16 protein-coding genes are annotated in these 19,472 nt (G+C 59.8%); 10 read left to right on the forward strand and 6 right to left on the reverse strand.

Annotated elements, in window-relative coordinates; translation table 11 throughout:
• Both KBF66_RS14555 and KBF66_RS14560 read left to right on the forward strand, forming a co-directional pair.
• On the forward strand, positions 1-441 hold a 441-nt coding region (locus KBF66_RS14555; RefSeq protein WP_296658450.1), incomplete at its 5' end, for a GMC family oxidoreductase.
• A gap of 78 nt (positions 442-519) precedes the next feature.
• Positions 520-1,143 carry a Crp/Fnr family transcriptional regulator gene (locus KBF66_RS14560; protein ID WP_296658452.1) on the forward strand — a complete coding sequence of 208 codons (624 nt, stop codon included), beginning with the start codon at positions 520-522 and terminating at the stop codon, positions 1,141-1,143.
• 53 nt (positions 1,144-1,196) lie between these two features.
• On the opposite strand, the gene xdhB is transcribed toward KBF66_RS14560, so the two are convergent.
• Together xdhB and xdhA are read right to left on the reverse strand one after the other, a co-directional pair.
• Positions 1,197-3,527: a xanthine dehydrogenase molybdopterin binding subunit gene (gene xdhB, locus KBF66_RS14565; RefSeq protein WP_296658455.1), complete on the reverse strand. Its 2,331-nt coding sequence runs from the start codon at positions 3,525-3,527 to the stop codon at positions 1,197-1,199.
• Between the two features lie 12 nt (positions 3,528-3,539).
• A complete protein-coding gene (xdhA, locus tag KBF66_RS14570) occupies positions 3,540-5,033 on the reverse strand; it encodes a xanthine dehydrogenase small subunit (protein WP_296658461.1) in 1,494 nt (497 codons plus the stop codon).
• 215 nt (positions 5,034-5,248) lie between these two features.
• Here xdhA and KBF66_RS14575 point away from each other — a divergent pair, with 215 nt between their 5' ends.
• From KBF66_RS14575 to KBF66_RS14605, 7 genes are all read left to right on the forward strand, one after another.
• A complete protein-coding gene (locus KBF66_RS14575) occupies positions 5,249-6,805 on the forward strand; it encodes an ABC transporter ATP-binding protein (protein ID WP_296658466.1) in 1,557 nt (518 codons plus the stop codon).
• Complete coding sequence (locus KBF66_RS14580) at positions 6,792-7,847, forward strand: ABC transporter permease (protein ID WP_296658473.1); 1,056 nt, start codon at positions 6,792-6,794, stop codon at positions 7,845-7,847. The genes KBF66_RS14575 and KBF66_RS14580 overlap by 14 nt, the downstream gene beginning before the upstream one ends.
• A complete protein-coding gene (locus KBF66_RS14585) occupies positions 7,847-8,767 on the forward strand; it encodes an ABC transporter permease (RefSeq protein WP_296658479.1) in 921 nt (306 codons plus the stop codon). Before KBF66_RS14580 ends, KBF66_RS14585 begins: the two co-directional genes overlap by 1 nt.
• Before the next feature lie 83 nt (positions 8,768-8,850).
• Positions 8,851-10,020, forward strand: coding sequence for a BMP family ABC transporter substrate-binding protein (locus KBF66_RS14590; protein ID WP_296658485.1), 1,170 nt, complete (start codon positions 8,851-8,853; stop codon positions 10,018-10,020).
• Between the two features lie 231 nt (positions 10,021-10,251).
• On the forward strand, positions 10,252-12,771 hold the full coding sequence (locus tag KBF66_RS14595; protein WP_296658489.1) for an FtsX-like permease family protein: 2,520 nt from the start codon (positions 10,252-10,254) through the stop codon (positions 12,769-12,771).
• Between the two features lie 126 nt (positions 12,772-12,897).
• Positions 12,898-14,577 (forward strand): hybrid sensor histidine kinase/response regulator, encoded by a 1,680-nt coding sequence (locus KBF66_RS14600; RefSeq protein ID WP_296658494.1) that lies wholly within the window; start codon positions 12,898-12,900, stop codon positions 14,575-14,577.
• Positions 14,578-14,597: 20 nt separating this feature from the next.
• A complete protein-coding gene (locus KBF66_RS14605) occupies positions 14,598-15,050 on the forward strand; it encodes a hypothetical protein (RefSeq protein WP_296658498.1) in 453 nt (150 codons plus the stop codon).
• 357 nt (positions 15,051-15,407) lie between these two features.
• On the opposite strand, the gene KBF66_RS14610 is transcribed toward KBF66_RS14605, so the two are convergent.
• The 4 genes from KBF66_RS14610 to radC all read right to left on the reverse strand — a co-directional run bounded on the left by KBF66_RS14610 (position 15,408) and on the right by radC (position 19,061).
• Positions 15,408-15,956, reverse strand: a complete 549-nt coding sequence (locus KBF66_RS14610; RefSeq protein ID WP_296658503.1) for a hypothetical protein — start codon at positions 15,954-15,956, stop codon at positions 15,408-15,410.
• Positions 15,957-16,047: 91 nt separating this feature from the next.
• Positions 16,048-17,619, reverse strand: a complete 1,572-nt coding sequence (locus KBF66_RS14615; protein WP_296658506.1) for a M91 family zinc metallopeptidase — start codon at positions 17,617-17,619, stop codon at positions 16,048-16,050.
• 93 nt (positions 17,620-17,712) lie between these two features.
• Positions 17,713-18,309 (reverse strand): Smr/MutS family protein, encoded by a 597-nt coding sequence (locus KBF66_RS14620; RefSeq protein WP_296658517.1) that lies wholly within the window; start codon positions 18,307-18,309, stop codon positions 17,713-17,715.
• A gap of 50 nt (positions 18,310-18,359) precedes the next feature.
• Positions 18,360-19,061: a DNA repair protein RadC gene (radC, locus tag KBF66_RS14625; RefSeq protein ID WP_296658509.1), complete on the reverse strand. Its 702-nt coding sequence runs from the start codon at positions 19,059-19,061 to the stop codon at positions 18,360-18,362.
• A 118-nt stretch (positions 19,062-19,179) separates the two neighbouring features.
• Here radC and KBF66_RS14630 point away from each other — a divergent pair.
• The coding region (locus KBF66_RS14630; RefSeq protein WP_296658512.1) for an FKBP-type peptidyl-prolyl cis-trans isomerase at positions 19,180-19,472 on the forward strand (293 nt) is incomplete at its 3' end.

Below are 19,472 nucleotides of genomic sequence, written 5' to 3' on the forward strand. Positions count from 1 at the left end.
TGTGAACCACCACCTGAACGTGACAGTCGGGTCACGCTTTCAGATCAACGCGACGCCTTGGGCATGCCACGGGCTCAGGTCAACTGGCGGCTTGACAGTGAAGTTCTGAAACGGACCTTTGACCGGTCCTTGGCGATATTTGCGCAAGAACTCAAACTGGCCGGTGTGGCCGATGTCACATTGCCAGCGCCGATTGAAGGGAAAGCCTGGCCCCGCGCCGTGGAGGGTACCTGGCACCACAGTGGCACCACCCGGATGAACGACTCACCCAAACTGGGCGTGGTCGACCGCCACTGCCGGATGCATGGGATGAGCAACCTGTATGTCGCGGGCAGTTCGGTCTTCCCGACCTCAGGGGCAAATTTCCCGACCATCAGCATCGCCGCCATGACCATCCGCCTGGCGGATCATCTGCATCGGGTCATTGGGCAAACCGCTTGAGCATGGCGCAGTAAATTTCTGTTGGTAATTTGATATGGCTCAAGGTCTGCAGTCCACAGGCACGGCACAGTCTCGATCATGTTTTCCATTGACACCCTCAGTTCTGCAGCGTCTTGCCGTTCGATGGCGCGTGGGCAGATTTTGTTGCAGCGGGGCTCCGATCGGACCTGCGTGAACTACATCTCCTCAGGTCGGGTCGCGCTGGGCGTGCTGGGGGGGGCCGCGCTGGAGCATCAAATCGGCGTTCTGGAAGGTCCGTGCTGGCTGGACGCGAGTTCGGTTGTGTTGGGTTTGCCACATCTGGTGGACGCCATCGCAGACTCACCGGTGGAGATGTGCTGTGTCGCTTTGCCGGATTTTCAGCAAGCCATCGCCGACATGCCGGAGTCGGCACAGGCCGTTCTCAACGACGTGGCCATGGCCCACCGGCGCCAAACCGAGTTTGCCGTCAGTCGACTGGCCAAAGATGCCGAGGCGCGCTGTGCCGAATGGCTGCTTTGCCATGCGCAACAACGCGGCAGCGGCGTGATGGCGGTTGAGTTGCAGCAGCGCAAACGCAGCATTGCCGCGCAGTTGGGCATTGCGCCTGAAACCTTCTCGCGCGTGCTGCGCCACTTGCGCGAACAAAGCCTGATCAGTGGCTCCGGGCGGGTGCTCAATCTGGTGAACCCGAGCGGCCTTCGGTCTCTGGCTGGGGTTTGACTGCCTTTTTGGGCAGGTCGCTGCGGTGATGGTGCTGCCGCCGGTGGTTCGGCTTACCTGGCCGATAGCGCTTTGAGCACCTGTTCGGGCGTGGCCGGTGCGTTAAGTGGCACTTCAGCAACCTGGCGCGCCCGCGCCACAGCGTCACGCAGGGCCTCAAAAACACTGATTGCCAGCATGAAGGGCGGTTCACCCACGGCTTTGGAGCCACCCACGTTGTCTTCGGGGTTGGCTGCGTCCCACAAATCAACCTTGAAATGTGCCGGCACATCGCCCGCAGTGGGGATTTTGTAGGTGCTGGGCGCGTGGGTGGTCAACAGGCCGGCATCGTTCCACTCCAGTTGCTCGGTGGTGAGCCAGCCCATGCCCTGGACAAATGCGCCTTCAATCTGGCCAATGTCCAGGCTGGGATTGATGGAGCGCCCCACATCGTGCAGCACATCCACACGCAACACCTTGTTCTCGCCAGTCAATGTGTCGATGGCAACTTCGGTACAAGCGGCGCCGTAAGCAAAGTAATAAAACGGCCGTCCGGTCAAGGTAGTCTTGTCGTAGTGGATCTTGGGCGTGCGGTAAAACCCGTCGCTCCAGAGCTGGATGCGGTTGGCATAAGCCTGCTGCACCACTGCGTCAAAGGCTCGGCTGACTTTCGGCGTGATGACCTGTCCGCCCTTGAAGCGCACAGCACCGGCCCCCACACCGTCAAGTCCGGCGACGAACGCCGCCAGGTTCTCGCGCACCCGGGCCGCGGCAAACTGAGCGGCCCGTCCATTCAGATCGGTGCCAGAAGATGCGGCGGTGGCTGACGCGTTCGGTATCTTGCCGGTATCGCTGGCGGTGACCAGCACGCGGTGCAGCGGTACGCCAAGCTCATCGGCCACAACTTGTGCCACCTTGGTGTTCAGCCCCTGGCCCATTTCGACACCGCCGTGGTTCACTTGCACACTGCCGTCCAGATACACATGCACCAGCGCGCCGGCCTGGTTGAACAAGGTGGCGGTGAAGCTGATGCCAAACTTGACCGGCGTGATGGCGATGCCACGCTTCAGGGTTGGGTGCCCGGAGTTCCAGGTCGAAATGTCCCTTAAGCGCTGTTGATATTGAGATGAAAGCTCAAGTTTTGAGAGCAGCTGTGGCAAGATATTGCCTTCCACCTTCATGCCATAGTGGGTGGTGTCACGGCATACTTGGGGTGTCGCGGTCGGGTCAAGCGGCTCTTCACTGTACAGATTGCGTCGACGCACCGCCAGGGCATCCATTCCCAGATAGCGGGCGATGTCACCCAGGATGGCTTCGGTCACGATCATGCCTTGAGGCCCGCCAAATCCGCGAAACGCCGTGTGGCTCTGGGTGTTGAGCTTGCAACGGTACGAGGTGATTTCCACGTCTTGCAGAAAGTAGGCATTGTCGGCATGAAAAATGGCACGGTCGGCCACCGGGCCGGACAGGTCGGCGCTAAAGCCGCAGTGCGCCGCCATCATCAACTGCAAACCGCACAACCGACCGGAATCGTCAAAACCCGCGATGTAGTCATAACTGAACGGGTGGCGCTTGCCGGTGATCATGAAGTCGTCGTCGCGGTCCAGCCGAAGCTTGACCGGGCATTTGAGCTTGGTGGCGGCCACCGCTGCCCAAACCGCCAGATGACCAGCTTGCGTTTCCTTGCCGCCAAAACCACCACCCAGGCGGCGGCATTGCACACGCACTGCATGGTTGTCCAGTCCCAGCGCGTGCGCGACCCAGTGCTGCACTTCACCGGGGTGTTGGGTGCTGCTGTAGATCAGCCATTGGTTTTGCTCTTGCGGCAGCGCATAGGCCACCTGGCCCTCCAGATAAAAGTGCTCCTGCCCACCCACTTCGAGGCTGCCGCGCAGGGTGTGTGGTGCGCGTGCCAGCGCTGCGGTGGCGTCGCCGCGACGAACAGTGACCGGCGGTAGCACATAGCTTTGCATCGCCAGCGCCTGTCGCACGTCCAGTACTGCGGGCAGGGGGGCGATATCGGGTACCACCAGCCGCGCGGCACGACGCGCCAGCGATACCTCATCGGCCACCACCAGGCCAATCACCTGGCCAATATGCTGCACCGTGTCGATGGCAAACACCGGCTCATCGCCGGCAAACGCGGCCAGTATGGCGTCACCTGGCACATCACCCGCCAGAATGACACCGCGTACACCCGGCAAAGCCAGCGCTGCCGACACATCAATGCCCTTGAGCCGACCATGCGCCACGCGTGACAAAATCGGTGCTGCATGCAGCGTGCCGCGCAGTTCGGGCAAGTCGTCAATGTAGGGCGCCGCACCCGCAATCTGAGCGCTTGCACTTTCGTGGTGCGCGCTTTGGCCGCAGGCATTGCTCATCGGGTGTCCTTCAGCAGAGTTCATGCAACTTGCCCCTTAAGCCGGGTTGGAAGAAATGGGGGACTCACATTCGACGGCGGGTAGAGCCAGTGCGTCGAGTGATATATCCGCCTGACCTTGCGTCTCCTGCCAGAAGCGTTGCAGCAAATTGCCCAAGACCTGTGTGCGGTAGGCGCTGCTGGCGCGCATGTCTGAAATGGGTGTGAACTCATCACGCAACACCGTCATGCCACGCTCAATCAGGGCAGCGTTCCACTGCTGTCCGGTCAGGGCGGCCTCGGTTTGACGGGCACGCACCGGCGTCGCAGCCACCCCTCCCACCCCGATCGACACCCGTGTGACCCAGCCGTCCTGCAAAAAGAGGCACAGCGCCAGACACACCGCCGAAATATCGTCTTCCTGTCGCTTGGAGACTTTGTAAACCCGCAAGAACTCATTGGCAGTCGGGCGTGGCACCTTGATCTGGGTCAGCAGCTCGTCCGCAGCCATGCGGTTTTGCCGGTATCCGGTGTAAAACGCATCGAGCGGCAGTTCACGCGAACCGCGCGCACTGGCCAGCACCAGTTGGGCATGCAAGGCCATCAGCAAGGGCATCGAGTCGCCGATGGGGGATCCATTGGCAATGTTGCCACCCAAGGTGCCCGAATTGCGCACCGGCAGGCCGGCAAATCGATGCACAAAACGGTGCAGTTGCGAGCGATCGGCCAGCAGCGCATCAAACGCGTCGGTCAGGTTGACCGCGGCGCCAATGGTGAGGGTGCTGGCGTCCTCGTGGATCTGGCGCAGTTCCTGCACTTGGCTCAAATCTATGATCTGGGCAAAGTCGCGCTGGGACTTGTTGATCCATAAACCAACATCAGTGCAGCCTGCCACCAGTTGTGCCTGCGGCTGTGCCGCGCGCAAGCTCAGCAGTTGTGCCAGGGTGGTCGGTGAGATATACGAAAAACTGGCGTCCAGCGCTTGCCTGGATTGCGTCAATAGCTTTAGTTTTGATAGTAAATCATTCTCGTCGAGCGCTACCCGTGGCCATTGGTCGAGCTGCTGGGCAGCGTCCAGTATCGGACGGTAGCCGGTACAGCGGCACAGGTTGCCCGAAAGCGCCTGTGTGGCCTGGGCGCGGCTGACCGCCTGACCCTGCAACACCTGGTTCTGATACAGACCAAACAGGCTCATGGCAAAACCCGGCGTGCAAAAGCCACATTGGCTAGCATGGTGATGCAGTAATGCCTGTTGCACCGGATGGGGTGTACCGTCAGGGCCGCTCAGGTCGGCCGCCGTCCACAACGCCATCCCGTGAATCGAGTGCGCCAGCCGGATGCAACTGTTGATGGCGCTGTACCGGATGCGCTCACCGTCGCGCTCACCCAACACCACCGTGCATGCGCCACAGTCGCCCTCGTTACAACCCTCCTTGGTGGCGTGCTGACCCAAGTCTTCACGTAACACCTGCAGCAGCGTGCGGGTGGGCGGTACATCGTGCAAGGACACAATGCGTCCGGCATGGACAAACTCAAGCAGGGGATGCGGCATGGTGAGCTTCTTCTGCAAAATATGCAATGGTACTCAAACTTGACCTCGCAGTTTTTCTGGCACTAAGCGCGGGGTGATGGCATTTTCCTTGCTAAGGGTTCACCCGCACCTTAAATCGACTAAAAAATCGATTTGGCGCGCCACTTTCGTACAAAATACAGCCAAGCCTCCATACGCCGTGACATGATCCCTTTTCAACAGTCTTTCGCCTGCCCATGAGTACGCCACGATTGCAGCTTACGGGTATCACCAAACGTTACCCCAGCGTGGTAGCCAACAGCGGCATCAATCTGACCGTCCTGCCGGGTGAGACCCATGCGGTGCTGGGTGAAAACGGCGCTGGCAAATCGACGCTGATGAAAATCATCTATGGTTCAGTCAAGCCAGACGAAGGTGCAGTGCTGTTCAATGGTCAGCCGGTGCTCATCAAGAATCCGCAGGAGGCGCGGGCACTGGGCATCAGCATGGTGTTTCAGCACTTCAGTCTGTTTGACACACTGAGCGTGGCCGAAAACGTCTGGCTGGGTTTGAGCAAGGACTTGAGTCTGGCAGAGGTGACGCAGGCCATCACGCTCAAAGCGGCCGAATATGGCTTGGATATTGACCCGCAGCGTCCGGTCCACACGCTGAGCGTGGGGGAAATGCAGCGTGTGGAGATCATCCGCGCTCTGTTGACCAACCCACAATTGCTGATTCTGGACGAGCCCACGTCGGTGCTGACGCCGCAGGCGGTCGAGAAGTTGTTCGTGGTGCTGAAAAAATTGGCGTCTGAGGGCTGCAGCATCCTGTACATCAGCCACAAACTGCACGAAATCCGCGAGTTGTGTCAGGCTTGTACCGTGTTGCGCGGCGGCAAAGTCACGGGTGTCTGCAATCCGGCCCATGAATCCAACGCATCGTTATCGAAGTTGATGATTGGTGCCGAGCCTCCCAAGCTGACGCATCGGGCGCAAGACCCCGGCCCCTCGGTTTTGCGTGTGGGCAGCCTGACATTGCCGCGTGAAGACCAGTTCGGTGTTGACCTGGAGGCGATTTCGTTTGAGGTGCACGCCGGTGAGGTGGTGGGCATCGCGGGTGTGTCAGGCAACGGGCAAAAGGAACTGATGTACGCGCTGTCGGGTGAAGATACGCGTGCCGCCGCTGGCACCGTGAAGATGGGGCACACCGACGTCTCGGCCCTGCACCCGGGGCGCAGGCGCACATTGGGTCTGCATTTTGTGCCGGAAGAGCGGTTGGGGCGCGGTGCCGTGCCCACCTTGTCGCTGGCGCATAACCTGCTGCTGACGCGCTTGGAGTCCATTGCCTGGCCGCGCTTTGCCGGCGGCTGGATCGGGGTGCGCAAGCTCGATACGCAAGCCGGCAACATCATTGCGCGCTTCAACGTGAAAGCGGGTGGCGCACGCTCGGTCGCACGCTCGCTGTCGGGTGGGAACTTGCAGAAGTTCATTGTTGGCCGTGAAATGGACGCCAAACCCAAGCTGTTCATCGTCTCGCAGCCCACCTGGGGTGTCGATGTGGGGGCAGCGGCACAGATTCGTGGCGAAATCCTGGCGCTGCGGGATGCCGGTTGTGCAGTGCTGGTGGTGAGCGAAGAACTTGATGAACTGTTTGAGGTGTGTGACCGGCTGCACGTGATTGCCCGTGGTCGGCTGTCGCCATCGGTTCCGATCGCACAGGCCACGGTCGAGAAAATTGGTGAATGGATGAGTGGCCTGTGGGACCATCCTTTACCCTTGTTGAACCCGTCGGAGGTGAGCGATGCTCAAGCTTGAAGCGCGCCCACAGCCCTCGGTGGTCTGGACCTATGCCTCGCCGGTGCTGGCATTGTTGGTGACCGTGCTGATCGGTACCTTGATGTTTGTGGCCCTGGGAAAAGACCCGTTCAAGGGCTTGCAGATGTTTTTCTGGCTGCCCATCAACAGCGCGTACGCCTGGGGCGAGCTGCTGGTCAAGGCGACACCGCTGCTGATTGTGGCGCTGGGCTTGGCCGTGTGCTTTCGTTCTAACGTGTGGAATATTGGTGCCGAAGGGCAGTACATTTTGGGGGCCATTTTTGCCGCAGGGGTGGCGCTGCTGGCCGACGCCAACAGCAGCCGCTGGATGGTGCTGCCGATCATCCTGGCTGGCATGGTGGGTGGCATGGTGTGGGCCGGACTGACGGCGCTGCTGCGTGACCGCTTCAATGCCAACGAGATCCTGGTCAGCCTGATGCTGGTGTATGTGGCGGTGCAATTGCTCAGCTATCTGGTGGGTGGTCCATGGAAAGACCCGATGGGTTTCAACTTTCCGCAAACCAGAAACTTTGACGCGGTGACGCGCATCCCGCGCCTGTTTGAAGGTTCACGCGTCAGCATTGGTGTGCTGATGGCCATGCTGGGGGTGGCGGGCTTGTGGATTTTCCTGTTTCGTACCCGTTCCGGTTTTTCCTTGCAAGTGGGTGGTCTGGCACCCGCCGCGGCACGTTACGCCGGGTTCTCTTCACGCCGGGCGTTGTGGGTGGCGCTGTTGATTTCCGGTGCCGCGGCAGGGTTGGCGGGGGCGCTGGAAGTGGCAGGGCCGATCGGCCAACTCACCATCTATCTGCCAGCCGGTTACGGCTTCGCGGCCATCATCGTGGCCTATGTGGGGCGGCTGCACCCGGTGGGCATGGTGCTATCCGCCATTTTGATGAGCATGTTCTACATCGGCGGCGAGATGGCGCAGTCGCGACTGGGTCTGACCAAGTCGCTTACCGGGGTGTTTCAGGGCTTGCTGCTGTTTTGTCTGCTGGCCTGTGACACCTTGGTCAATTACCGTTTGAAGTGGAGCAAGTGATGGAGTCTTATGCCCTGTTGCTGGCCGCCACGCTCAATTCGGGCACGGTGCTGGCCATTGCCTCGCTGGGATTGCTGATCAACGAAAAAGTGGGCATTGTCAATCTGGGTGCGGAGGGCATCATGCTTTGCGCGGCCATTGCTGGCTTTGCCACGGTCGTGAGCACCGGCTCGGATACCTTTGGTTTTATAGCAGGAATGGCCGTCGGTGCTGGGCTGGCGGCTGTTTTTGGCTTGTTGGTGATCTGGCTCAACACCAACCAGTACGCCACTGGACTGGCGCTCACCTTGTTTGGTACCGGCTTCAGTGCCTTTGTCGGAACTTCCTTTGTACAGGCCAGAATCTCAGAGCGCGCCAGCTATTCCATCCCGATTCTGGCCGATATTCCCTACCTTGGGCCGGCATTGTTTCGGCACCATCCGCTGGTGTATTTGACGGTGTTGTTTGCGCTGGCCCTGATCTGGTTTTTGTACCGCACCCGCAGCGGCCTGATTTTGCGCAGCGTGGGCGAAAGCCCCGAGTCGGCGCACGCGCTGGGTTATCCGGTGCGGCGGATCCGCCTGCTGGCGGTGACGGTCGGTGGTGCGCTGTGTGGTCTGGCCGGAGCCTATTTGTCGGTCATCTATACGCCACTCTGGGTCGAGGGCATGGTGGCTGGCAAGGGTTGGATCGCACTGGCGCTGACCACCTTTGCCACCTGGCGCCCGGCGCGGGTGCTGCTCGGTGCCTACCTGTTTGGTGGCGTCACCATGCTGCAGTTCCATTTGCAAAGCATCGGTGTGGACCTGCCCAGCCAGTTTCTGAGCATGTTGCCCTATCTGGCCACCATCGTGGTACTGGCGCTGATTTCACGCAATCCGCAGTGGATTCGCATCAACATGCCCGCCAGCATTGGCAAGCCGTTTTATCCGGGGGCCTAAAGACTTTGGATGACATGCTGCGACGCGCCGATAATCCCGTTGTTCCGTTCTCGTTTTGTTTCCCTACCTTTTGAGGATTTCACATGACAGACTTGCAAAAACGCTCCCTGCTCAGAGTAGCTGCCCTTTCCGCCGTGGCATCCGCCGCAGTGCTGGCTGGTTGTGGCAAAAAAGAAGAACCGGCACCGGCACCGGCCGCTGCTGCACCGGCGTCGGCACCGGCGTCAGCGCCGGCCAAGCCTGAGCCGCTGAAAATTGGTTTTGCCTACGTCGGCCCAGTGGGCGACGGTGGCTGGACTTTCGCCCATGACAATGGCCGAAAGGCACTTGAAAAGGAGTTTGGCGACAAGATTGCCACCTCCTTCGTCGAAAACGTGCCTGAGTCGGCAGATGCCGAGCGCGTCATCCGTGATATGGCGGGCCAGGGCAACAAGCTGATCTTCGGTACCACTTTTGGCTATATGGAACCCATGCTCAAGGTTGCCGCTGATCTCAAAGACGTCAAGTTTGAGCACGCCACCGGCTACAAGCAGGCTGAGAACATGCGCACTTATGACAGCCGCACTTATGAGGGTGCCTATATGGCGGGTGTGATTGCCGGGGCCATGACCAAGAGCAACACCCTGGGTGTGGTGGCGTCGATTCCGATCCCGGAAGTCATCCGTAACATCAACAGCTTCACACTGGGTGCGCAAAGCACCAACCCCAAAGTCAAGACCAAGGTGGTGTGGGTGAATGGCTGGTTTGACCCGCCGAAGGAAACCGAAGCCGCCACCAGCCTGATCAATGGTGGTGCTGACGTGCTGTTCCAGAATACCGATTCCCCCGCGGTGCTGAAGACCGCCGAGGCCAAGGGCAAACGCGCCTTTGGTTGGGACTCCGACATGACGGCTTACGGTCCCAAGGCCCACCTGGCATCGGCCGTGATCAACTGGGGCCCGTACTACATCAAGGCCACCAAGGAAGCCCTCGAAGGCAACTGGAAAGGTGGCTCTGCCGCCTGGTGGGGTGTGAAGGAAGGCGCAATTGACATCGTGTCAATTGCGGAAGACGTGCCTGCCGAAGCCAAGGCCAAAGTTGAAGAGGTCAAGAAGGGCCTGGGTGACGGCAGCTTTGTCATCTGGAAAGGTCCGATCAAAGACAACGCCGGTAAAGAGCAGTTGGCCAAGGATGCGGTTGCCGATGACAAGTTCCTCGGCGGCTTGAACTTCTACGTCAAGGGCGTGGAAGGCAAGATCCCTGGCGGCAAGTAAAGCGAGGTGCGGCCCGACAGCGGACCGCCATCGTCACCTGAACCCAGCCCGTGCGCTGGGTTTTTTTATGGGCGCTGTTCCGGAGTCAAAGGTCTGCGCCAGACCGGCGCCGGCAGGCGAGCGCCAAGCCTGCCGGTCGATTGGCGTCAAAAACGGGAAACCCCCTGCATCCGGCGGGAACCCCCGGCCATTGATTCGATCCACCTGGTCGGTCTGCGGTATCGTTGAGTCATGGCAATTTCATTTTTGAGCTTGGGTTGGCGTTCGTTGTGGCGCGATTTGCGTGCCGGTGAACTGCGTTTGCTGATGGTGGCCGTCACGCTGGCGGTGGCGGCACTGACAGCCGTGGGGTTTTTCTCTGATCGGCTCAAGGGGGGGCTGCAGCGTGACGCGCGTCAGCTGTTGGGAGGTGATGCCGTGATTGTGAGTGACAACCCCACGCCGGCGGCTTTTTTGGCTCAAGCCAAAACCTTCGGATTGCAGGCCGTGCAAACGCTGAGCTTTCCAACCATGGCGCGCTCGACCGAGGCACAGGGTGGGCAAACCAAACTGGTGTCGCTCAAGGCAGTCCAGGCCGCTTACCCCCTGCGCGGAAAACTGCGGGTGGCTGAAGCACCCGGCGCCCAACCGAAGGTGACCAGCGACGTGCCAGCCGTTGGACAAGCCTGGGTCGATATCGCCTTGCTGGATGCGCTGGGACTGCGCATTGGCGATGCTCTGCTGTTGGGGGACAGCAGCTTTCGGGTGTCCCGGATCATCGTGTTCGAACCTGACCGTGGCGCCGGTTTCATGAACTTTGCGCCGCGGGTCATGATCCACCAGACGGATCTGGTTGCCACCGGCCTGGTGCAGCCTGCCAGTCGTCTGAGCTACCGTCTGGCGGTAGCGGGCGAAGAGCAGCCGGTGCAGGCCTTTGTGGACTGGGCGCAGCAACAGGTGCAGGCACGCGCGGTGCGCGGTTTGCGGGTGGAGGCTTTGCAGGGCGGGCGCCCCGAGCTCAGCACCACGTTGGAGCGCGCCGAAAAGTTCCTCAACCTGGTTGCCTTGCTGGCGGCACTGCTCAGTGCTGTGGCAGTGGCGCTGGCAGCGCGTGGGTTTGCCGCCGCTCACCTGGACGACTGTGCCATGCTGCGTGTACTCGGTTTGTCGCAGCGCAGCATCGCCGGGGCCTACAGCTTTGAGTTTGTGTTGGCCGGTCTGCTGGCCAGTGTGATGGGCGTCGCACTGGGATTCTTGGTGCACCATGGCTTTGTGGTGTTGCTGGCGGGCCTGGTGGATGCTGATCTGCCTGCCGCGAGTGGCTGGCCCGCCTGGTTTGGTATCGGCATGGGATTGACTTTGCTGCTGGCTTTTGGCTTGCCGCCGGTGCTGCAATTGGCCCAGGTGCCGCCATTGCGTGTGATTCGGAGGGACCTGGGTGGTCTCAAGCCCGCATCGCTGACGGTACTTGGGTTGGGAGTGGCCGGATTTGCGGCATTGTTGCTGGCCGCCAGCAGTGACTTGAAGCTGGGTGCCATCGCGGTCGGTGGCTTTGCAGCAGCGACTTTGTTGTTTGCCGCATTGAGTTGGCTGGCCGTCAGAATGCTGCGCTGGATAGTGAATGACAGCACGGCACCCACAGCGCTGGTGCTGGCGACGCGGCAGATTTCAGCTCGACCGGCGTTTGCGGTGGTCCAGGTCAGCAGCCTGGCCGTTGGCTTGCTGGCCCTGGTGCTGCTGGTGTTGCTGCGGACTGACCTCATCAGCAGTTGGCGCGCCGCCTCACCGGCTGACGCTCCGAACCGGTTCGTCATCAATGTCATGCCCGAGCAGGCGGCACCGTTCCAGCTTGCGCTGAGGCAAGCCGGTGTAAAGCAGTTTGACTGGTTTCCGATGATCCGTGGGCGCCTGGTTTCGATCAATGGCCGCGAGGTCAGTCCGAACGACTACACCGACGAGCGCGCACGCCGCCTGGTGGACCGCGAATTCAACCTGTCACACAGCGCAACGCTGCCGAGCCAGAACCAGTTGGTCGGCGGCCGCTGGCAGGCCGATGAGGCAGGTGCCATCAGCGTTGAGGAAGGTATTGCGAAGACTCTGGATTTGGCGCTGGGTGATACCTTGACTTTTGATGTTGCTGGCGTGCAGATGGCATCAAAAATCACTTCGCTGCGCAAGTTGGACTGGAGTTCCATGCGCGCCAATTTCTTTGTCATGTACCCGGTGCAGCGACTCGACCAGTTGCCGGCGACCTACCTGAGTGCGTTCAAGGCCCCGGTGACAGCAGGTTTTGACAACGCGCTGGTGCGGCAGTTTCCCAACATCACCCTGGTCGATCTGAGCAGCACCATTGCCCAGATTCAGCGCGTGCTCGATCAGGTGATTGGTGCGGTGGAGTTTTTGTTTGGCTTTACGCTGGTGGCCGGGCTGGTGGTGCTGTTTGCAGCCGTCTCGGCGACACGGGAAGAGCGTGCGCGTGAGTTTGCCATCATGCGCGCCGTGGGGGCACGTGCCTCGCTGCTGCGCCAGGTGCAACGCATTGAGCTGATCGGCGTTGGTCTGCTGGCGGGTTTCCTGGCCTCTGTGGTGGCCAGCGTCGTGGGTTGGGCATTGGCACGGTTTGTGTTTGAGTTCAGTTGGAGCGTGTCACTGTGGGTGCCACTGGTGGGGGCATTGGCGGGCGCAGTGCTGGCGCTGGCTGCAGGATGGTGGGGGTTGCGCGATGTGCTCAACCGGCCTGTGGTCCAGACCCTACGTCGGGCAGCGCAATAGAACCGTGTTTTAAAAGCTTCCAAAAAAGTAGCTAAAAATGCAGGTAAGATAAGCGCTAGGGCAACTTTTGACACTAAAGTTCCCATAACAAACGGGGAGAATATGGCCGTGGCGATGTCGGCGCAGATGTTAGATCAAGAAGCGAGGCATTCCGGGCGTGGCCGTCAGGTACGCACGGCCAGCGGTATTGGGCTGGTGGTGGCGCTGCTGTTTGCCGTGTTCAATATCTTTGTCGCCCGCCACACCGTTCTGGGCTTGATCGAGCTTGCGGCCTGTGTGTTGTTGGTCGGTCCAGCGGTTTGGCTGAGTCGCATCCCAAAATGGTTCAGTCTGGCCGAGTCTTTGCTGTTGCTGGCGTCGCTGATCATTTTCGGCGCCTTGATTGTGGCGGGCGGCATCGAAGGAACCGGGCTGTTTTGGGTCTACACCTTGCCGTTCCTGGCATTCTTCCTCAAGGGCCAAAAGCTTGGCTGGGTGTTTAGCCTGGCTTTTCTGGTCGGGGTGGCGCTGTACTTTGCGTGGGTCGAACCGTTGTTGCACCAGGCCTATGTCTACTCACCCGTCGTACGCACCCAATTTGTGCTTTCGCTGGGTTTTTACACCCTGGTGGCAGCCGCTTTCAACCATGTGCGCAGCCGCTACGAAGCTCAGTTGCAAAAGCGCCAGGACGAGGCCGTGGCGGCGTACCAGGCCAAGTCGCGGTTTTTGGCAGCCGCCAGCCACGACCTGCGCCAGCCGGCGCATGCCCTGGGCATGTTTGTGGCGCGTCTGGCGGCGCTGCCGCAAGACGCGCAGACCCGACCGTTGGTGGCGGGGGTGGAAGCATCGGTGCGCGCCTTGCAGGACATGCTGGATTCTTTTTTTGACTACTCTCGGCTGGATTCACCGTCGATGCAGGTCAAGCCACAGGACTTTGCCGTGGAGCAACTGTTTGCCCAGTTACGCACCGGTTTCAGCGAAATGGCGGCAGCCAAAGGCTTGCGCCTGCATATACGACCCAGTCAACGCTGGCTGCGCAGCGACCTTGTATTGTTGCACCGGGTACTGCTCAATCTGCTCAACAATGCGGTGCAGCACACCCGCCAGGGTTGTATTTTGGTGGCGTGTCGACCATGCCAGGACCCGACAAAAGCGCGTATAGAGGTGTGGGACAGCGGCATTGGCATTGCGGCCGAGCATCAGGAACTGGTGTTTGACGAATTTTTTCAGGTTGACAACCGCGAACGTGACCGCACCAAAGGCTTGGGGCTGGGCTTGAGCATTGTGCAGCGGTCGTGCCAGTTGCTGGGCCATCCGCTGACGATGAGTTCGCGCATCGGTGTCGGCACACGCTTTGTCCTCACGGTGCAACAGGTGGCCCGCCAGGCTGTGGCAACTGACGCGGTGGGTGGCGAGGTCCTGGTGGCTGGCATGCCTCAAAGCGCCGAGCTGACAGGATTGCGTGTATTTTTGATTGAGGACGATGCACTGGGCAGTCAGGCGTTGCGGGGTCTGCTGGAGTCGTGGGGTTGCCGGGTGGCGGTGGCTGATGGGGCGGTGAGCGCTGCTGAACTGCTCAAGCCGGGTGAAACGCCGGATTTCGTCGTGAGCGATTATCGGCTGCGCGGTGGGCAGGATGGGATCGACACGATTGCGCTGTTGCGTCAGGCGACTGGGCGCGCAGATTTGCCCGCCTGTGTCATCAGCGGCGATACCGATGCCGCTGTGCGCGAGCGGGTGCAGGCGGCTGGGCTGGTGCTGTTGCAAAAGCCGGTGCGTGCGGGGAAGTTGAGGAGCGTGATGCGGCGGTTGGCAGTTGAGAAGTGATAACTCCTTGCAAATTTAAGATGCGTTTGCCGAAGATCAAAACATCTGGATACTTTTTGCAATGCAATGGGGCGTTCATCATCATGAACGTAAGGAGTATTCACATGGTCACACCTGGAACAGCACCTGTGAACGACGCTGTCATCTTGAAGGAAATTGATCAATACCTTCAGCAGCATCACCCAACAGCCCGAGATAACATTGTGAGAATGCTGGGCAGCGCACTCAATATCGATATGCGTTCTGTGGTCGGTGGTGCCATTGCCGGCGCTCCCTTTGGCTTGCCAGCAAAACTAGCGTTGTTTGTAGCTCGCCTTGCAATGATGCGGTCGGTCTACTGCATCAACCTGTATGCGCTGGCCAGTGGCGTCACCACCTACAGCCCGCGCACCGACCCAGACAACTATGTGGGCTACCTCTTGTATTCGTGGAAAGAAAACGGGACGCCGTCGTATAAGTTCAAGTTTGACTAGGGTGCTGAGTCATCTGACGACCGAGCTGGCTTTGAATAGGGCGTTCGTATGCACGAGTGAAGCCGTGGGCGCACTTGGGACCGGACGGGTTCAATGCATCCATGTCGTGTATGGTTGCCTTCATCAAAAGTGTGACGGTAGCCAACGACCGACCTAATGAGGTTGAAGGATCAGATTAATTTGATTGACTAAAGTTTGCGTGATTGGCGGCAGTGTTTTGTCGCCATCGCCTCGCGGATTCGAACCATTGCATGAACAAGATGCCCTAAATGTGTGATAGGTGATGACACCTATTCGTTGCTGAGTGCGCGGCTGGTGCTGTTGCAAAAGGTGTTGCTGGGGGTGCTGAGGAGTGTGCTATGGCGACCCGATCGAAACCGTTTGAAAGGGACCGGCCGTCAACAAGTTTTGTGACGCAATTGTGACCGCGGCAAATCGCAAGGCTTTGCCATTGGTGGTCGAAACGGTTCTCGCCACCGACTTGCTTGACGCCTGGCCCACGACGTAGCCAAGCTGGAATAGGACCGGCAAGTCCAGCCTGTTCGAGGCGCTTGCCGATTCGTAGGGCGACCAAGCCTGCAAGGGAAGGTTGAGAACCAGGGTTTCATGGAAACTGTTGCCGGGCCCAACAACTGTGATGCAAGGTATGTTCAGCGCCTCCACCAGTAGCGTTTCTGGCAGCGTCGCAATCTTCTTGCTGATGACAGTATTACCGTTCTGGATTTCGATGATGCAAAGATTTTGATCAACTTTGTATCGCCCTTCATCGTCGACGTCGTCGTACATTTTGTTAAAGAGAAAGATATCTGAGTTGCAATAGTTGCTGAACTGATAACTGACCGAAAGTTTGTCTTCGGCGTGCTGCAATTGCGCCCGCAAAGTGGCGTTGGCGTCAGTGTTTTGCATGTCAATGCACCTCCTTATTCTGCTCGATGGCCGTGATTGGACAGCGCGGGGCAACAACAACGCGCCAAACAAAAAAATCCGCCGGTGAGTATCAATACCATGGACGCGTCGGCTGTTTGGGGTTCCATTCATTGCGGATGCTGTTTTCAGAGTAAGACTCCTTGTCGAAAGGGGCGAGCCCTACTGTGCGAACTTCTTCGCTCCGTGTCTGTGCAGTTTTGCTCGGATCCGCAGGGTCTGGACGGCTGTCGTTATTTGCTTGCGTCCTGTTATTGGTGCCAATTGCGTTGTGGGCGGCGTGGATCAGTTCGTGCGCCAGGCCAATTGCCGGTGGTCGGGTTTCCCAGGCCTCGCTACCAATCGATTTGCGAGCGGGATTGAATTCCACCGTCGACGCTGAACCTTTGCCAGGTTTTCCGTCTGGCAGCATCCAGCCATCAGTGGTAGTGCCACAGCAATTGCCATTACTAGTTTCCGTGATCGTGACAGTCTTCCCTCGAGTCCCAATATCCGCAAGCAGGGCGGCACCAGACTTGGTTTTACTAATATCTGCCAACGCAGCCAAGACTTGTTGCTTGAACGATTCACTCCCGGTAATCTCAATATTTTTGTACTGAGCTGGGGCAGGCGGTGCCGTGGTGGTGGGTTTGGTCGGTGTCGCTTTGCCTGTTTTCGGCTGTTCAGAGATGCCGGTGCGCATATCGATGGCAGCGCCTGCCTTGGAACTTGCTGCCAGTGCCGCGGCAGCAGGTTTTTGCTTGGCCTCATGCTTGGTGGCAACCCGATGGATCAGCGCCAAAAAAAGCGCCACACCGGTGCGCGTGACCACCCGCGCCATGTAGGTGGCGGCATGCTCCAGGTGAACCTGCTGCGACGCATTGGACGTTGCCACCAGACAGGCATTGAAGTCTTCAATCACATCCAGCGACTCGACTTCAATCTGGCCCATCAGCAGTGCGCGCAGCCCAAAGTCGGTGGTCTCGTTGCCATTGGTCAACAACGCACCCGACCAGGTGGTCAGAATCACCGCCAGACCCTGGCGGGTGCCGTAATCCACCATCTGCTGAAACGTAAAGCGCAAGTCGCCCGGCAATTGCAGGCCGCATTTGACAAAGACGGCATCAAACTTGTCCTTGACGGCCCAGCCGGCAATGGGGTGTTTGGCCGCTGAAAATGGTTGCTTGTTGCCCTTTGGGCGCTGGCCTGGCCAGGGTACCCGTCCGCCAAACAAAAGTTTGAACCAGGTTTTTGACTCTACCTTGCCGGTCGGATTGATCCCCGAGGCCTTTTGAAATGCCTGCACTGCCTCCATGGTCTGGGCATCGAAGAAACCATGATCGGTCAGCCCCGGCGGCGGGTCCAGGCGACCGTTCAGAAACTGCTGCAACTGGCTGACTTCGTCGCCTTTGCTGCCAGGACCAACCACGCGCGTCAGTAATGACGGGCCAACCGGCTGGCCGACAATGGGCAGCAGCGTGTTGACCGGTGGACCGGCAGGCAGGCGCCCGCCCAGGAAATGATCCTTGTACTCGCCAAACACTTCACGCGCGCCATACAGGTCATGCGCGGGTGCCATGGCGCGGTGCCCGGCACCGTCCCAGGCATTGCAGGAACGGGTGGCCGGATCGTGTCCCCAAGGCACAGACGTCTTTGGATGGGTCATCGCGACAGACAAAGGGTTGATCGGTGAGCATTCATTTTGGCACATCACCTTGCGGCTGCGATAGCCATCTACTGTGCATTTTGTGTGGTTCGCTCAGGTGCGCGATGCCATCAGCAGCACCACCAGCGCGCCGGCTCCGCCATCTGAGGGTTTGGCCTGCACAAACGCCAGTACCTCGTTTTTTTGCACCAGCCAGCCGTGTACCCGGCCTTTGAGCACCGGTGTTTTGCCGGGAGAGCCCAAACCCTTGCCGTGTACCACCCGCACACAGCGGATGCCGTGCTTGTACGCCTCGCGGATGAAAAAGCTCAGTGCCTCACGTGCATCATCTCGCCGCAGACCGTGCAGGTCGATCTGACGTTGAATGCTCCAGTCGCCGCGGCGCAGCTTGCGTGTCACGTCGGGGCCAACCCCCGGTCGGCGAAAGCTCAAGTGCTCGTCGGTATCCAGCAAGGTGCTGACATCAAACTCATCGCTGATGGCTTCCTTGAGCACGGCGCGCTCGTCCTTTTGAAATTGCAGCGTCAGTGGCATGGTGCGCTCTGAGCGGTGCAGCGCGTGGCGCTTATCTGGCAAAGGCTTGACGCTGCCGGCGGCCCGCAGAAACAGGTCACGGTCAGAGCGCAGTTGCTGCGTTGCACGTGCCTGTTCGGTGGTCCGCAGGGCGCGTTGGCGTGCGCGTTCGGCCATGGCGCTCTTGACCAGCTTGAGGTCGGCCAGCGTGGTGACCCGCAGTGCGGTCACATCAACCCCTGCTCGGCCAGGCTCAATGCCTGGCCTGGTGCCACAATGACGTGATCGAGTACCCGTACGTCGATCAGAGCCAATGTTGTCTTGAGGGTTTGCGTCAGCATCTCGTCGGCTCGACTGGGCTGCACGGTACCGCTGGGGTGGTTGTGTGACAACACCACTGCACTGGCCCGGTGGTGCAGGGCGCGCAGCACCACCTCGCGTGGGTAAACGCTGGTTTGGCTGAGGGTGCCCCGAAACATCTCCTCCAATGCGATGAGCCGGTTCTGCACATCCAGAAACAGCACGGCAAAGACCTCATGTGCCCGGTTGGCCAGTTGCAGTTGCAGGTAGTTTTTCACCGCATCCGGGCTGTCAAAAACCGTGCGCTCCTGCAGACGTTGGCGCATCGCCCGGCGCGCCAGTTCCAGCACCGCCACCAGTTCCGCCCGCTTGGCGGGTCCCAGGCCTTTGACCCGTTGCAGGTCTTCGGCAGTGGCGTTCAGCAGCCCTGCAATACCGTCAAATCCGGCCGCCGCATCGGCGCGTGGCTTGATCTCCAGCAGCTCTTGCGCCATTTGCAGCACCCCTTTGCCCTTGATGCCAGTGCGCAGCAGCAGCGCCAGCAGTTCCACGTCGCTGAGTGCACCGGGGCCGCGTGCGAGCAGCTTTTCACGTGGACGCGCATCGGGGGGCAGGTCTTTGAGTGGCATGGTCTTGGGTGGCAGGGGCAGGCTTTTACAATCACTGCAGTTTATGCGCCCGCAGTCGCGTCCCAGCTTGGGTGGGGTTTTGCGGTGCGACACCCTTTGGACTTCAGTTGACTTTTCTATGACTTCAAATTGCGCAAACGCCGTGGCTACCGTGGTGCCAGGTTCGTTCCTTACCCTGCATTACCGCCTTGGCGGTACGGCGGGTGATGTTGTCAATACCTTCAACGGCAGCCCGGCCACGCTGACGCTGGGCAGCGGCCAGTTGTCGCCGGCGCTTGAGGCTCATTTGCTGGGTTTGCCCGAAGGTACCCATACCACCTTTGATTTGCCGGCAGGTGCCGCCTTTGGCGAACGCAGCCCTGCCATGCAACAGTGGATGGCGCGCCAGGTGCTTGACGATATGGGTGTACC

Source organism: Rhodoferax sp. (assembly GCF_018063565.1).
Lineage (GTDB): Bacteria > Pseudomonadota > Gammaproteobacteria > Burkholderiales > Burkholderiaceae_C > Rhodoferax.

What these genes read in the sequence shown, in the direction of transcription:
- xdhA (WP_296658461.1), bottom strand. Translation starts at nt 5,033, where the DNA reads ATGCCGCATCCCCTGCTTGAGTTTGTCCATGCCGGACGCATTGTGTCC.
- KBF66_RS14595 (WP_296658489.1), top strand. Translation starts at nt 10,252, where the DNA reads ATGGCAATTTCATTTTTGAGCTTGGGTTGGCGTTCGTTGTGGCGCGAT.
- KBF66_RS14575 (WP_296658466.1), top strand. Translation starts at nt 5,249, where the DNA reads ATGAGTACGCCACGATTGCAGCTTACGGGTATCACCAAACGTTACCCC.
- KBF66_RS14585 (WP_296658479.1), top strand. Translation starts at nt 7,847, where the DNA reads ATGGAGTCTTATGCCCTGTTGCTGGCCGCCACGCTCAATTCGGGCACG.
- KBF66_RS14610 (WP_296658503.1), bottom strand. Translation starts at nt 15,956, where the DNA reads ATGCAAAACACTGACGCCAACGCCACTTTGCGGGCGCAATTGCAGCAC.
- xdhB (WP_296658455.1), bottom strand. Translation starts at nt 3,527, where the DNA reads ATGAACTCTGCTGAAGGACACCCGATGAGCAATGCCTGCGGCCAAAGC.
- KBF66_RS14600 (WP_296658494.1), top strand. Translation starts at nt 12,898, where the DNA reads ATGTTAGATCAAGAAGCGAGGCATTCCGGGCGTGGCCGTCAGGTACGC.
- radC (WP_296658509.1), bottom strand. Translation starts at nt 19,061, where the DNA reads ATGCCACTCAAAGACCTGCCCCCCGATGCGCGTCCACGTGAAAAGCTG.
- KBF66_RS14560 (WP_296658452.1), top strand. Translation starts at nt 520, where the DNA reads ATGTTTTCCATTGACACCCTCAGTTCTGCAGCGTCTTGCCGTTCGATG.
- KBF66_RS14590 (WP_296658485.1), top strand. Translation starts at nt 8,851, where the DNA reads ATGACAGACTTGCAAAAACGCTCCCTGCTCAGAGTAGCTGCCCTTTCC.
- KBF66_RS14620 (WP_296658517.1), bottom strand. Translation starts at nt 18,309, where the DNA reads ATGGCCGAACGCGCACGCCAACGCGCCCTGCGGACCACCGAACAGGCA.
- KBF66_RS14605 (WP_296658498.1), top strand. Translation starts at nt 14,598, where the DNA reads ATGCGTTTGCCGAAGATCAAAACATCTGGATACTTTTTGCAATGCAAT.
- KBF66_RS14580 (WP_296658473.1), top strand. Translation starts at nt 6,792, where the DNA reads ATGCTCAAGCTTGAAGCGCGCCCACAGCCCTCGGTGGTCTGGACCTAT.
- KBF66_RS14615 (WP_296658506.1), bottom strand. Translation starts at nt 17,619, where the DNA reads ATGACCCATCCAAAGACGTCTGTGCCTTGGGGACACGATCCGGCCACC.